A 14,894-nucleotide genomic window follows, 5' to 3' on the forward strand; every position below is an offset into this window, starting at 1 on the left:
AGTGTTATTCATGTTCCAGGGGCTTGTCTCATTTTTTGACTCACCCACGAAAAAAGCAGGAATTTTGAGGAATTTGACGAAATAGATCAAAGGAAGGCTCTTTTTTTGTTACGGCCGAACCATTTGTCGCCGTAAACGGAGAAAGCGTGCGTTTAATTTTCTTAAAAGTGGGCTGATGCGAAATGGAGCTAGGCAGAACGATTAAATACTATCGAATGAAGCGTAACATGACGCAAGCAGAGCTAGCAGAGGGGGTCTGTTCCATCCCTCACTTAAGCAAAATTGAGAATAACATTTACCAGGCCAACCATGGAACCGCCACGCTTCTGTTAAAGCGATTAGGAGTTGACATTGAAGACGAATACGCTCAGTACACTGAAATTAAAAGAGAGTTAGAGCAGTTTATTGAAGCGATTCAGTTTGTTGACGTAACCGAAGCGAACCGACTTATGGATGTTTTGAGCAACAAAGAGTACATCATTGCACGAACCAATCTTATTAATACTTTTCATTTATACATGATGCGTTACCATCTGATGCATGGCCATACCACGCTTGCTTCAGAGCAGCGGATAATTCTTGATCAAAATCGCACGAATCTAACAGCCATTGAAGAGCTTTCTTATAAGCTGTTTAACGGCATCCTGCTTGTTGGTCGCAATCGCTTTAGGGCGGCCACAAATATCCTGCTTGAGCTGCAAAACGAAGACTACTCTTCCAAATATTTGTTTGTACGAGAAGTCGCGTTTTTCTTAAGTCAGTGCTATACACAGATGGACGAGCCGGAAAAAGCGACCGTGTACGCGAAAGAAGCGCTGTACATCTTTAAGCAAGAAGACAATTACATTCGTGCTTTCCATACGCAGATGCTGCTTGGCATTAACTACACACAAATGAATATGGTAGAGGAATCGACTCGCCTTTACAAAGTTCTCTTACGTAATACGCGCTTGTTTGGTCATGAAAACCTCTACCATCAGGCCCTTTATAATTACGGGATTCTGCTTAAGAAAATGGGCACCTATGAACAAAGCCAGCAATGTTTCTCAGACTGCCTAACGTTTTTCGAAAAGGAGAGTCAAAACTACGTGGTTTGTCTCCTTGCAAGCGCCGAAGTTCTCTTTCATATGCAAGCAGAGAAAGAACGTATTCAACTGCTCATTAACGAAATTTACCAAATTAGTACGTCCAGAGGGTTGAAACGTCTTGGACTTCAGGCAAAATATTTGCATTTGCGGTTAAAATCGGGAGACGAAATGTATGGCTTCATTGAGGAGGAACTCCTTCCTCATCTTGAGAAAGCAGACAACCAAAGCGAACCGTTGCCTTACGCACTTGAACTTGCCGATTGGTATCAAAGCAATGGAGATTACGAGAAAGCCAATGAATACCTGAAGAAATACGTATTGATCTCAAAAAAAGGGAGTGATCGATGCTGCAACAGGGCGCCGCTCAAGCTTCAACCCGAACACTCGGAGAGCCGTTAATTTATACCGAAATGCGCAGGCGGGTCAAACAGAAGCGAGGATTTTGAAAGGCCTGGATCAGAAATCCCGGTTTGTGGATTTCGGGCCAGGACTGAAAAATCTCGAAGCTCCTACCCGCCGGAGCTAGACAATACCGAAATGCGCAGGCGGGTTGGTCAGGAGCGAGAATTTTGGAGACCCGATAAAAGAAATCCCGGACTTGGATTTCGTTATCGGGGCGAAAAATCTCGAAGCTCCTACCCGCCGGAGCTAGACAAAAATGGACTGACAATTTACCAGTCCCCCTAAGATTCTTACTTTGAGTGTTTCAGAAGATCTCGGTTTTCTTCTTCTCTCATTTTACGCTTCAACAGCTTCCCTACAGCGGATTTAGGCAAGCTATCCTACTCGCAAGTGCAACCAAAATGAACTCTATTCACGACATAGCAGTGGCAACATTTTCTGCAATTAACTTTTTAAATTTTCAAAAATAAAGTACGTGGGGATGGGTTTAGGACGTTACCTCCGTTTCTGATTCAATACGCATTCGTTGTAAGCGATTAAAACGCTTCTTTATTGTCCATACTTTTTATTAAAAAGGAGAGTGGGACCATGCACATCAATGAATACCGGTTTAATCACGGCAAACGACCAAGGACCCGAACCACGCACACTCGTCTATATGAACATATCATCGCCTACAAAGATTGGTATGACGAAGAAACGGTAGAGAAAGCACGCGCCGATTTAGAGAGAGCACTCGGGTAAAGAGAAAAGCGGAGGTGGGTTGGGCAGAAGTGAGGATTTTGGAGACCCGATAAAAGAAATCCCGGTCTTGGATTTCGTTATCGGGGCGAAAAATCTCGAAGCTCCTACCCGCCGGAGCTAGATCAAGAAAAGCACAGGCGGGTTGATGAGCCGCACTAGAAATGAAAAAGTTCACTGAGATTCCTTCAGTGAACTTTTTTTCATGGAATGTGTCTACACTTGAAACTTAGCATACTTCTTAGCATCTCGTTCCCGCACGTCCGCAAAGAGTCGAGTTCCCTCCTCTTCGTAGGCCATGCTTCGTACATGGGCTACCTCATTCAAATAAGCCATCATGTGTCCTTCAGTATACGGAATGAAAAACTCGCGCTGCACATAGTCATGAAACACATGCTCTCCGAGCGCTTGTTCAAAGAGCTCCAACCCACGTCTCTCCTTCGCAGATAAGAAGAGTTCATTCCCTTGAGCGCGCACGCCTTTCTCATCCGTTGCGTCAATTTTATTGTACGCGTACACCATTGGTACGTCCACTACCCCAATGGACTTCAGCGTTTTATCGGTGATCTTCATCATTTCCCCATGGTGCTCATTTGAGTAGTCGACGACGTGAATCAATAAATCCGCTTCACGTGCTTCTTCCAGTGTCGAGCGAAAAGCTTTTACAAGATGATGAGGGAGTTTCGATACAAAACCTACCGTATCGGCAAGTAGGAAAGCTTTGTTATCCTTGGTTTCAACACGGCGGACAGACGTATCAAGGGTCGCGAACAACCTGTCCTCTTCTCGAACATGTTTGCGAGCGTTCGGCTCAAATTGATCAAGCATCGCGTTCATAAGCGTTGATTTTCCTGCGTTTGTGTAGCCAACAAGAGCAACAACCGGAAGCGCCTGCTTCTTGCGTTGCTTCCGCTGAACACTGCGGCGATCCGATAAGTGGTTCAACTCCTTGCTTAATGCGCTGATGCGTGTCTCAATTTTACGCCGATCCAATTCAAGCTTTGTTTCCCCGGCTCCCCGGTTGGCTAGGCCCGCTCCGCTTCCGCCTTGACGACTAAGAGAAGCCCTCATTCCGACAAGGCGAGGGAGCAAATACTGAAGTCGAGCAATCTCCACTTGCAGCTGGGCTTCCTTTGTTTTCGCGCGTTCCCCGAAAATGTCGAGAATCAGCATCGTGCGATCGTACACCGTCACTTCCAGATGCTTTTCTAGATTGCGGATCTGGGAGGGGGACAGTTCATCGTTAAACACAACGAGATTCACTTCGAGCTCTTCACACATCGCTCGCAGCTCTTCTGCTTTCCCAGCGCCTATATACGTGGCATGGTTGGGAGTTTTTAATTTCTGCATGAGTTGCCCTACGGTGATGAGGTCAAGGGCGCCTGTTAAATTGATGAGTTCCTCTATGGAATACGCAAAATCTTCTTCAAATGGGAGCTCCACTCCAACAACGATGGTTCGCTGCGTCTCGTTATGTTCAATTTGTTCCATTTATGATCAAACCTCTGCTTTCAAAGTTAACGTGTTAAACAAAAACACAAGCAGGAACGCCTGTGTTGGCAAAATAAGATTGTATGCTTTAGTATATCATCCCTTTCCCATAAAGCAATCCTGCCGCGTAACAGCGCTTTTGGGCTGCGAATGGCCTTCTTGACTCTCTCTGCATGAAAAGGCCACCTCTCTTGCAAGTGACGATGAACCTCTTTAATCTAGAAGAAAAGATACCCTTTTAAAGGAGGACGATGCATGATTACGAAGCTACTTCATAGTGGCCGACGAATTCCAGCACCCAACCTTATACATTGAGTTGTCAAAGAACGATACGAGTGCCTTATGCAACTGCTTTCTCGTATCTCTATTTTACAACGAAAGGAGGGAGTTCGGGAAAGGTTTTGGCTATCGCCAATGCTCATTCCTCCCCCACTTACTCATTGGCTATTGCTCTTCACATTCCTTGAAGTGGGGGTGTCCTGCGCTAAAATCAGATGAATAATTGGGGAGCATCGAAAACGGATAAAGTCACATGGTTTAAAGACGAATTCCGGCAGCCATTTTCCTTTGCCACGGGAGGGATCATGCCCCGCTGGTTAAAGCCGCTACCACATGGAACATATAGCCATTCGCATGAATCATTACATGCTCAAACTTCACTTTCCTTCACATCCTTTTTGTCGTTTACTGTACCCTCATTCCTTCTTGCATAAAACGGATGGAAAAATAATCATTGACGACAGCTCCTTCTCTACGTATACTAAAGGTAATTAAATAGCATTCCTTCAAAGGGGAGTAGCTACAGGTAGTATACTTGAATCAAAGTCGTCATGACGTGGGGAAATCCACCGGCTTTGATGGCATAGCTTACATAATGTCTAGCAAGACCTTTGCCTATGAACAAGGCAGAGGTCTTTTTTGCGCGCAAAACTCTCTTTCGTTTATAGGTACACGAAGGCAAATTAGCGAAGGAGAGGCGAAGATTGAAATGGATGCATCATTAATCATTGAGTATAGTTGGGTACTGCTCGTACTCATTGCGTTGGAGGGCATTTTAGCAGCAGATAATGCCCTTGTGCTTGCCATTATGGTCAAGCATTTGCCAGAAAAAGAACGAAAGAAGGCTCTGTTTTACGGACTGGCGGGAGCGTTTGTGTTCCGGTTACTTTCTTTGTTTGTCATTGCCGTACTCGTTGACTTCTGGCCGCTTCAAGCCATTGGCGCCCTGTACTTGCTCTTTATTTCCTTCAATCATTTGTTCCGAAAACACGTGGTCGCCAAAAGCGAAGAGGCAGCGGGCGTGACAAAGGTAAAAAAAGGGAGTGGCTTCTGGACAACTGTTCTAAAAGTAGAAATTGCTGATATCGCCTTTGCCGTCGATTCGATTCTAGCTGCTGTTGCCCTTGCAATAGCGCTGACGCCAACAGGACTTGGAACCGTTGGGAGCCTCGACGTTGGCCAATTTGTTGTCGTCTTTCTAGGCGGTTTTATCGGACTTTTGATTATGCGCTTTGCAGCCACCAAATTTGTGGTGCTCTTGCAGAAACGTCCTGGTCTGGAAACGGCCGCCTTCATTATTGTCGGTTGGGTCGGGGTGAAGCTTTCCGTACAGGTTCTTGCCCACCCTGAGATCGGGCTCATTGATGACCACTTCCCTCATTCCACTGGATGGAAGCTGTTCTTCTATGGGGTTCTCGTTGCCATCGTCGCTGCAGGCTGGTTTTTTTCGAAGAAGCCGGCGGAAGGAGAAGGGAAGCAGCCTGAGGTTGAGAGACAAGCGGAACGGAAAGTAGAAGGACAATGAAAAAAGAGCTGACATTCAGCTCTGTTTTTTGGACTTCACTATGCAGATCTCCGAGGCTTGTCCAGCCAACTCGTGAAATCAACGCACATAGGACAGCGATAAATGGCTGGCAGAAGAACGCCTATGGCAACAACGTTTGATTACTAGTGTCGAAAAGTCTTCACTTGATACCGCTTGCAGCCACTCTCTTTCTATGTTTAACTAGAATAGAACGAATAACTATACACCATCCACTAGGGGAGTCGGAATGACGACTGAGAAAAGCGAGGCTTTGACCCTTTGAACCTGATCTGGTTAAGACCAGCGTAGGGAAGTGGAGCCGGCCCTCTTATGTATCAAATAACAGCCGCTCCCTTTCTATCATCAAGGGGCGGTTTTTTGACGTCTTCCTTTTTCGGATGGCATCTAAGGGAGGAAATAACATGAGTTTCAGCGCGTATGTACGAGAACAGGCAGCTCCCATTTTCCAAGCAATTTTCAAGCACCCGTTTGTGCAGGGGATTGGCAAGGGCGAACTGAGGAGCGAGGCATTGATCCACTATGTGAAGCAGGACTTTGAGTACCTCAACACGTTTATGCAAATTTACGGGATTGCGATCAGTCGTTGCACGAGTCGCGAGGATATGGCGATGTTCAACGAACAAATTGGTTTCGTGCTGCATAGTGAAATTCATCCGCATAATAATTTCTGCGAAGTGGCGGGGGTGAGTTACGATGACCTTCACTATGAACCTCTCGCTCCAACGGCCCATCATTATACGCGCCACATGCTAGACGTGGCTCAGCGCGGTTCTCTAGGCGAGATTCTCGCCGTCTTGCTTCCGTGCCCATGGACGTATCAGGAGATCGGCGATTATTTGCATGAGACGTTCAAGCCTGATGAAAGCCACCCCTTCTACGACTGGATTTCCTTTTACCGCACAGACGGGGAAATGAATGTGACCGAACAATTCTGCACACGCCTAGACAAGTGGGCGGAAACGGCAACAGCTGCGGAGAAAGAACGGATGCTTGATCATTTCATCAAAAGCTGTCAACTGGAGTATTCGTTTTGGGAAATGGCTTATACAGAAGAGACATGGCCTGTCGCTATGAAAGATCCCGTTAAAGGCTAGCGTACGACACCTTTCACCACTACAGCAATACCGAAAAGCTCGTGGAAACAAGACCCACGAGCTTCTTTCATCAACGCTTCAATTGAAAGCTAACCACCTTAGGCTCCGTCATTTCGGCGATCGCAAATTTCACGCCTTCGCGCCCGAGTCCTGAGCGTTTCACGCCGCCAAACGGCATCGCATCGATCCGGTAGTCAGAGCTGTCATTAATCATAATGCCTCCGACATTGAGTTCACGGATCGTTTGGAAGGCCGCGTCAATGTTCTGCGTGAACATTCCAGCCTGAAGGCCGTAATCCGTATTATTCGCCCGTCTCACCGCTTCATCCAATGAGTCAACGCGATACAACAAGACGACTGGGCCAAAGATCTCTTCGCTCCCTAGCAAGCTTTCATCAGGCACATCTTCAAGCACGGTCGGGTCATAGAAGGCACCCTTTCGTATCCCCCCGCACAGAAGAGTCGCTCCCATTTTCACAGCTTCATTGACAGTTCGCTCTACCCGCTCTGCTTCGTCTTCCGTAATCAGTGGCCCCATGTCCGTTTGTTCTGAAAGTTTGCTTCCCGTTTGATACGCGAGCGTTTTGGCCACAAACTTCTCTTTAAACGACTCATAGACCTCATCCATAACATAGACGCGCTGAACGCCGATACAGTTTTGTCCGGCGGCCCAGAAGGCACCGCTCACAGTGGAAGCACTCGCTTCCTCAAGGTCCGCATCATCAAGAACAATCACGGGAGAATTGGAGCCAAGCTCCATGCTCACTTTCTTTAGCCCTGCGTTGCTGGCGATTTGCAGACCTGCTTCTACCCCACCAGTAAACGAAATCATTCGTACATCCGGGTGGGTAACAAGCGTATCGCCAATTTCCCGGCCACGCCCAGTCACAACAGAGAGCACATGATCTGGCAAGCCCGCTTCAACAAAGGCTTCTGCCAGCAAAAAGGCGCTGAGCGGGGTTACGGTCGCTGGCTTCACAATAATTGCATTCCCTGAGGCAATGGCTGGACCGACTTTGTGAGCGACCAAGTTGAGTGGGTCATTAAACGGCGTAATCGCGCCAATAATGCCGATTGGAAACCGTTCGTAGTAGCCAACTCGAGATTCCCCTCCTGGTGACTGATCAAAGGGAATCGTCTCCCCCGTAATGCGGCGAGCTTCCTCTGCAGACAAACGCAGCGTTTCCACACAGCGACTGGCTTCCTTGCGTGCCTCACGAATCGTCTTGCTTCCCTCCGTGGCAATCATGGTCGCATAGCGCTCGCTATGTTCCTCTACATAGTTTGCCGCTTCTCGCAAAATGCGCATCCGTTCATGGACGGGCATGTTCGCTGCGGTTTTGGCACCAATCTTCGCTTGCTCGACCGCCCAGAGCATATCTTCTGAGGAGGCGGCCGGGACCGTCGTAATGAGTTCATTCGTCTCAGGATTCCTTACCTCCAACGTTTCTTCCCGCACGACCCAACGTCCGCCTAACAGCATTTTGCTTCGTTTCACATCAAGTTGCATGATAACCCCACCCTTCATGTGTCTAATAAAGCAATCAAGAGGATTAAAATGGCGGTCAGCGTTATAGCTGATCGCGATGAATGTTCAACAAGTCAATAAAAAGAGAGTAGCCGGTTTCTACTTTTCCCGCTCCTGCTCCTGTTAAGGTAATATCTCCCGCAAGATCACAGGCATAGGTGATGGCATTGGTGGCTCCACCAATCGAAGCTAGTGGATGGTCACGCTCAAGCAATACAGGCTTTACAGAAGCTTCCACGCCCTCCTCTGTCTGTTTAACAGAGCCAAGCATCTTCCAGCGCTTACCTGCTTGGCTGGCTTCTTCTATTTGCTCCTGTTTGAGCGAGCTTAGCCCTTTGCGCTCGACGTCGGCCGTCTTTAGTGGAACGCCCATGATTAAGTTAGCGAGAATCACCACTTTGTAAAGGGCATCGTAGCCATCCACATCACTCGTTGGATCAGCTTCAGCGTAGCCTAGATCCTGGGCTTCAGAAAGTGCCTCTTCATATGTCAGCCCTTCCTCCATTCGCACGAGCATATAATTCGTCGTTCCATTTAAAATTCCGCTAATCTCATGAAACGTATTGCCCGCCAAGGATGTCAGCGGCATTCGAAGCGATGGCGTACCACTCATGACCGTTCCCTCAAAGCCCCAGCGTACGCCATTCTCTTTCGCAAGCGCAGAAAGCTCCTGATAGGCAAGCGCCACAGGCCCTTTGTTCGTCATCACGACATTTTTTCCGCTCGCAAACGCAGTTTTGCAATGGGAAATGGCCGGTTCACCGGTTTTGACATCCGTAAAGGTCACTTCCACAATCGTATCGGCATTGCTTTCTGTAATCGTCGTGATGCTGTCCCATCCCCGAGTCAATCCGTCTTCGTCTGGATACTCATCCAGCGTTCCTGTTTCCTCGATCACTTGCAGCGCCTTTTTTAGATCCAATCCATCCGGATGGTACAGCGAACCTTTGCGAAAATCGGAAATGGCGACCACACTCGCTTCAAATCCTGTTTCTGCTTTCACCTTTTCTCCTTTTTCAAGCAAAATCTCTGCAAGACCTTGCCCAACGACACCAAATCCTAAAAAAGCTAATTTCTGCGTCATGACTTCACCCCCGTGTTTTGCAAAAGTTGCTCGGTGCTGGCGACAAGAATCGCCGCCCCTTTCGGAAGACAGCGCTCGTCGATTTGAAACGACGGCGTATGCAGATCGTATTGTCCGAATTCTGGTTGACAACCGAGAAAGAACATCGCCCCCCGTGCCGCCTTCGTCATATGAGCGAAGTCTTCTCCGCCAAGTCCAAACGGTTCCCACTTCACCGTAAGTTCCGGATAGAGCTCCTTGGCCGAAGCTTGCAGCAGCTCGGTTAGCATGGCGTCGTTCATTAACGCAGGCTCCCCGTGCTCCACCACGCACTCTCCCTCACCGCCAAACGTGTTTGCGAGAGCAAATGTTTTTTGAATCTCCTCGGTGAGCTGCATCCGTACATCTTCATCATAGCAGCGAATTGTGCCCTCGACGGTGACCTCTGATGGAATAACGTTGCTCGTATGACCGGCATTAATTCGCCCTACGCTCACGACAGCTGGTGTTAGCGGGGAAACAAGGCGCCCCGTCAGTCCGTAAATCGAAGGAAGTACATGGGAGAGGAGCCACACCGGATCGACGCCGAGATGGGGATAGGCCCCGTGCCCCCCGCTTCCTCGAATCGTTCCTGTAAACACATCGACACTCGCCATGCTTGCACCTGCATTGACTTGAATGGCGTCTGGCCTTAGCCAGGGGCAAACATGAAGGGCGAGGATGGCTTCGACATTGTCAAGCGCCCCATCTTCGATCATATAGAGAGCGCCTGTTTTGTTGGCCTCATCCATTTGCTCCTCCGCTGGTTGAAAGAGAAATTTCACCGTTCCAATAGCCTCGTCATTTTGAAAACGTTCGCCTAGAATCATTGCTGCTCCTAGCAGAATCGCCGTGTGCGCATCATGCCCGCACGCATGCATGACCCCCGGGCGGGTCGAGGCAAAGGAATGATCGTTCTCTTCTTGAATAGGGAGAGCATCCATATCCGCTCGCAGGGCCACTACTGGGCCCTGCCCTTTTTCAAGCGTACCGACGACCCCATGCCCCCCTACATTTCTCTTTACGTCCATGCCGGGAATCGTATCAAGTACGTCTGCAACAAAAGCGGCTGTTTCTTCTTCGTGAAAACTCCGTTCAGGTCGAGCGTGCAGATGCCTGCGCCAGTCGACCAACTCCTGACTCAAACGTTCCGCACGATTCTTAATCTCACGCATCTGCCTTACGCCTTGGCAAGCTCTACTGCCGAAAATGCTTGCTTAAAGTCTGCCAAAATGTCCTCTGCATCTTCAATGCCGCATGATACACGAATCAACCCTTCAGGAATGCCCATGGCCGCCCGCTCTTCTGGGGTACATTCCACGTGACTCGTTGTGCGAGCTGGGCCGACGGTGGTTTCCACAGCGCCAAGGTTCGCCGCTCGGTTGGCAAACTGAAGCTTGGGCAGAAGATCACGAACCGTTTCCACTCCTCCAGCAACCGCAAAACTGAGCATCCCGCCAAATCCGCGCATTTGCGCTTTCGCTACATCATGATTTGGATGTGTAGGAAGCCCCGGGTAAAAGACAGATTCTACTCCGTCCACCGTTTGCAAATACTCGGCTAGCTTTTGCGCATTTTCCGCCTGGCGCTTCACGCGGAGATCCAGCGTCTTCATTCCGCGTAGGAGTAAATAAGCTGCCCACGGGTCCATCGTGGCCCCGTTAATTTCACGATAGTGGTAAATCGCCTCCACGAGCTGCTCGTTATTTCCGACCACCACTCCGCCAAGAGCGTCTGCGTGACCACCAAGGAATTTGGTCGCGCTGTGAATGACGAGGTCAGCTCCTAGATCGAGCGGGTTTTGGTTAACAGGCGTCGCAAACGTATTGTCGACCACTACTAGCGCCCCTACTTCTTTTCCGGCTTTCGCAGCGGCTTGGATGTCTGTGATTTTAACGGTTGGGTTGGTTGGTGTCTCCAAATAAAGAATCTGGCAGCCTTTGGCTACTTCTGCCTCGATTTGTTTAAGGTTCCCCGTTTCACAAAACGTGATTTCCACCTCTTGCCGCGGAAGAAATTCCGTGAAAATTTTGTTTGTTCCCCCATACGTGTCTTTAATCGTCACGACACGATCGCCTGGCTTTAGGAATGTGTACAACGTATTGGAAACCGCTGCCATCCCGGTCGAAAAGCTTGTAGCTGCGTTTGCGCTTTCAAGGATTTTTACTTTGTCTTCAAACGCTTGAACCGTTGGATTCGTGTTCCGCCCATAAATATGCCCTTTCTTGTTTCCAATCGCCACCTCATACCACTCTTCCATGTCGTCATAGCCGAACGCTACACTGGGAATCACAGGTACTTGTGTTGCTCCGTGCACCAAATAATCTTTTTCTCCTGCCCAAACGGCTTTTGTTCCTGTTTTTGCTCCTTGGAATTTAGTCATAACTGAACTCCCCCTATTCATGTGATCTCATTAGGATGCTGTATCGATGCTAGAATGTTTGGTAATGAGCTGCCTTGGAAAGTTGCAAAGAAGCTCACAGCCGCCTTCCGTAATGCGGACAGATTCACTAATTTCCACCCCGAAGTCATCGTACCACATGCCAGGAATCACATGGAACGTCATGTTTGGTTTAAGAACCGTTTGGTCTCCTTGGCGAAGGCTTGCTGTGTGCTCACCCCAGTCCGGTGGAAAGTTAAGACCCATCGAGTATCCGAGACGGGATTCTTTTTCAAGCCCATACCTGCTAATGGCTTTGCGCCACACAGCTTCTGTTTCTTCGCAAGTGACGCCTGGCTTCATAAAGGCCATCACTTCATTCATCCCTTCCACTACAATGTCAGCCACATCAGAGACACGCTGCTGTGGCTCGCCGATGACCACCGTACGCGCGAGCGGTGCATGGTAGCGTTTGTAGCAGCCAGCAAGTTCGAGGATGATCGTCTCCTCTGACGGGTATCTCTGCTCACTCCATGTTAAGTGAGGCGCTGATGTTTTGATCCCCGATGGCATCAGTGGGACAATTGCCGGATAGTCTCCGCCGTATTCTTCTGTACCCGAAATTTGCGCGTGGTAAATCGCTGCAGCCACATCGCATTCGCGTACGCCTGCCTGAGCGGCTTGAATGCCTGCATACATCGCCGTCTCCGCAATCTTTCCCGCTCGTTTCATATATTCAATTTCTGGATCTGATTTAATCAGTCTGACTCGGTTGACCAAATTCGTTGCATCATGGATGCTGCTATCAGGTAGTGAAGCCGAAAGACGACTATGCGCCATCGCTGTATAATAGTACGTATCCATTTCAACACCAATTCTCCGCGTCCCCTGCCCAATTTCTGATAAAATCTTGGCAATGAAATCCATCGGATGCTTTGTCGTCGACTGGACATAGTCATCAGGATAGGAAATGATCCGGTCATGCAATAGCCACGTCGTTTGTTTCGCTCCGTTGGCATCCTGGTTGCGTCCGATCCAAATGGGTTGTTCCTCATCAATAAGCAGGACGAGCATTTGATGAACGTAGAAGGACCAACCATTATAGCCAGATAAATAGTTCATATTGGCCGGATCGGAAATCAGGAGCACATCGGTTCCATTCGCTTCCATCTGAATTTTTGTACGGCGGATTCTTTCTTGGTATTCGTTGATTGTGAATGAAAACATACGTACATACACCCCCTCATATTGTGCAACTAGCCCTTTCGTTGTTTCTACTGTCATTCTATGCAAAAGTCTGCATCCGGACAATGCGCGAACTGTATGAAGATTTTTTGGCGATTGTAGACAATTCTGCACATAGACCCTTTAAGCCTTATCGTGACTAGGATTTCAGAACGGAGGTTATAGCAAAGCCTTTTTGAAAACGTATACATAAATCCCCTTTCACAACGAGCATATATCCCGTTTCTCCTCTGCCCTCATATAAAAAAACGCCTAATTAAAGGCGTTTTCTTGACCTTCTCGGATCATCCAAATCCGTATGCTCAAATCAAGTAAAAAGACATCATCTGGGTTGGCAAGCGACAATCCCGTTAATGATTCAATTTTGCGCAGACGATAAAGCAGCGATTGTCTGTGAAGATGAAGCACTCTCGCTGTTTGCGTCACTTTGTTCTGATTGCGCTGATACGTGTTAAAGGTTCCAATCAAGTCCATGCTTCGCTGCTTGTCATAATGGACAAGCGGAATGACATAGTCGTCCATTAATGTGCGAAGCTCTGCATCACCGCCAATTTTAACCAACACACGGTCGACCCTCGTTTCCGAATAGAAAACGCGGCTCCCTGCTCCTTTTCGCCTTACCCCAAGCATAAGCGCCTGCCTTGCTTCCTTGTAACGCATATGAAAGGCAAACGGTTCTGAACCATGGTCGCCGATCCCCCAGGAAAGCTCCACATTAGGCAGCAAATTCGTTAGTCGCCTGTAGAGCAAATCAAGAAAGCTGTTCACGGTTTTACGGCTACCCTCTTCCGGTACTTCAAGGAACACAAGCAGTTGGTCCTGCAAGAACGTGGACATGGTCCGGCGGTCTAACGCCGTGCCTGCATAATACACTTCCTCTTCCATATAGTGCACCATGCTTTTTTGCCACTCCTCGTACGTCGCCGTTTGATGAGAACCGTTGTAAAGTTCCCGCATATTCTCTGGATAACCGACAATGGCAATATACGAGCCTTTAAGATCATAGCCAAGCGCCGCCGCCCGAGACGATAGCTTTGGCTTGGATTCCATCGTCCCTTCCGCGAGCTCTGTCACAAAGTCATCGCGAAGACGCGCCTCTGTTTCTTGAACGGTGCTTTCCTGTAGAAACCAAAAAGCCGCAGCCGTTACGGCATGCTCAAGAATGATTAGAAACGTTTGCCTTGTGACGGCTTCCATGACCTTTTCCTCTTTAGAGATTGCATACAAATAGCCCTGCACATGCTCCTTGGCTTGTATGATCGGCAACTGCCAAACCATCATCCCTTCCAACGCTATGGTTTGAACCTTTGAGCCTAAGGGATCATGAAGCAGTTCATCTTCCCTTGCCTCCTCCAACTCTTTCCTAGCCTTAAAAATGAATGTGTACCAATCTTCGGTCCCACTCTGTCCTTTGACACGTCCTGCACGGTCCGTAATCACAACCGTACCTCCAATATTGGCAGCTACATGCTCTGCAAGCACAGACAGATGGCTACCAGCAAGCATTAATGAAAGCAGCTCTTGCTGAATGCGCTGTGTTTGCTGCCATTCTTCTTGCCTCGCATCGGTCAGTTTTGCTGTAACCGCCTGCGTCACATCCGCAAACCGTACTTCCCAAGGAAGAAAAATGATCGGGAACCCGTGTTTTTCCGCCAGCTCGCGAGCGTTGTCATAAAGTTCGTATATGTATCGTCCCGCTGCCACAGCGAGCCCAGAAGCCTCTGATATAATGACATCTCGAACGAATTCATAGAATAAATTTGGGTCATGAGCGTAACCAATCCCCGTCGTTAACACCAGTTCATTTTTCCTAACAAAGTTTTCGACCGGGGCTTCTGTAATGGATACCCATTCCACAGAACGATGCTCAAGCTGATCCGCCCCCGTTTTTACGACCGCTGGTTTCATAATGTCTAAGCTCATCACTTGTTCCAATGTAAACACCAACCTCCGCACCTCCAACCACTACTCATTCGCCCTTCTTGGCACCGACCATTT

General features: G+C 48.5%; 11 protein-coding genes and 1 riboswitch. Of the genes, 4 read left to right on the forward strand and 7 right to left on the reverse strand.

Features of this window, described 5'->3' with window-relative positions:
• The first annotated feature begins 182 nt into the window (after positions 1 to 182).
• The gene (locus AVZ68_RS16150; protein ID WP_059105607.1) at positions 183 to 1,487 is read left to right on the forward strand and encodes a helix-turn-helix transcriptional regulator; all 1,305 of its coding nucleotides are present in this window, start codon (positions 183 to 185) and stop codon (positions 1,485 to 1,487) included.
• A gap of 591 nt (positions 1,488 to 2,078) precedes the next feature.
• On the forward strand, positions 2,079 to 2,234 hold the full coding sequence (locus tag AVZ68_RS20335; protein WP_157404687.1) for a hypothetical protein: 156 nt from the start codon (positions 2,079 to 2,081) through the stop codon (positions 2,232 to 2,234).
• A gap of 213 nt (positions 2,235 to 2,447) precedes the next feature.
• Here the strand turns inward: AVZ68_RS20335 and hflX are convergent, their stop codons facing one another.
• Entirely contained in the window at positions 2,448 to 3,722 is a 1,275-nt protein-coding gene (gene hflX, locus AVZ68_RS16160; RefSeq protein WP_059105609.1) for a GTPase HflX, read from the reverse strand.
• Between the two features lie 988 nt (positions 3,723 to 4,710).
• On the opposite strand from hflX, the gene AVZ68_RS16165 reads away from it, so the two are divergent.
• Both AVZ68_RS16165 and tenA read left to right on the forward strand, forming a co-directional pair.
• On the forward strand, positions 4,711 to 5,526 hold the full coding sequence (locus tag AVZ68_RS16165) for a TerC family protein (protein WP_059105645.1): 816 nt from the start codon (positions 4,711 to 4,713) through the stop codon (positions 5,524 to 5,526).
• A gap of 225 nt (positions 5,527 to 5,751) precedes the next feature.
• Positions 5,752 to 5,855, forward strand: a riboswitch (TPP riboswitch).
• 93 nt (positions 5,856 to 5,948) lie between these two features.
• Positions 5,949 to 6,641 carry a thiaminase II gene (gene tenA, locus AVZ68_RS16170; RefSeq protein ID WP_059105610.1) on the forward strand — a complete coding sequence of 231 codons (693 nt, stop codon included), beginning with the start codon at positions 5,949 to 5,951 and terminating at the stop codon, positions 6,639 to 6,641.
• Positions 6,642 to 6,711: 70 nt separating this feature from the next.
• Here tenA and AVZ68_RS16175 read toward each other — a convergent pair whose 3' ends face one another.
• The 6 genes from AVZ68_RS16175 to AVZ68_RS16200 all read right to left on the reverse strand — a co-directional run bounded on the left by AVZ68_RS16175 (position 6,712) and on the right by AVZ68_RS16200 (position 14,840).
• Complete coding sequence (locus AVZ68_RS16175; protein WP_059105611.1) at positions 6,712 to 8,151, reverse strand: aldehyde dehydrogenase family protein; 1,440 nt, start codon at positions 8,149 to 8,151, stop codon at positions 6,712 to 6,714.
• 61 nt (positions 8,152 to 8,212) lie between these two features.
• Positions 8,213 to 9,253, reverse strand: coding sequence for a homoserine dehydrogenase (locus tag AVZ68_RS16180; protein WP_059105612.1), 1,041 nt, complete (start codon positions 9,251 to 9,253; stop codon positions 8,213 to 8,215).
• Positions 9,250 to 10,446, reverse strand: coding sequence for a M20 metallopeptidase family protein (locus tag AVZ68_RS16185; RefSeq protein WP_059105613.1), 1,197 nt, complete (start codon positions 10,444 to 10,446; stop codon positions 9,250 to 9,252). The genes AVZ68_RS16180 and AVZ68_RS16185 overlap by 4 nt, the downstream gene beginning before the upstream one ends.
• Positions 10,447 to 10,451: 5 nt before the next feature.
• Entirely contained in the window at positions 10,452 to 11,654 is a 1,203-nt protein-coding gene (locus AVZ68_RS16190) for a cystathionine gamma-synthase family protein (RefSeq protein ID WP_059105614.1), read from the reverse strand.
• A gap of 30 nt (positions 11,655 to 11,684) precedes the next feature.
• On the reverse strand, positions 11,685 to 12,878 hold the full coding sequence (locus AVZ68_RS16195; protein WP_059105615.1) for a M24 family metallopeptidase: 1,194 nt from the start codon (positions 12,876 to 12,878) through the stop codon (positions 11,685 to 11,687).
• Between the two features lie 270 nt (positions 12,879 to 13,148).
• Entirely contained in the window at positions 13,149 to 14,840 is a 1,692-nt protein-coding gene (locus AVZ68_RS16200) for a PucR family transcriptional regulator (protein WP_245628159.1), read from the reverse strand.
• Between the last annotated feature and the right edge of the window lie 54 nt (positions 14,841 to 14,894).

Origin of the sequence: Shouchella shacheensis (assembly GCF_001484965.1) — a bacterium.
GTDB lineage: Bacteria > Bacillota > Bacilli > Bacillales > Bacillaceae_D > Shouchella > Shouchella shacheensis.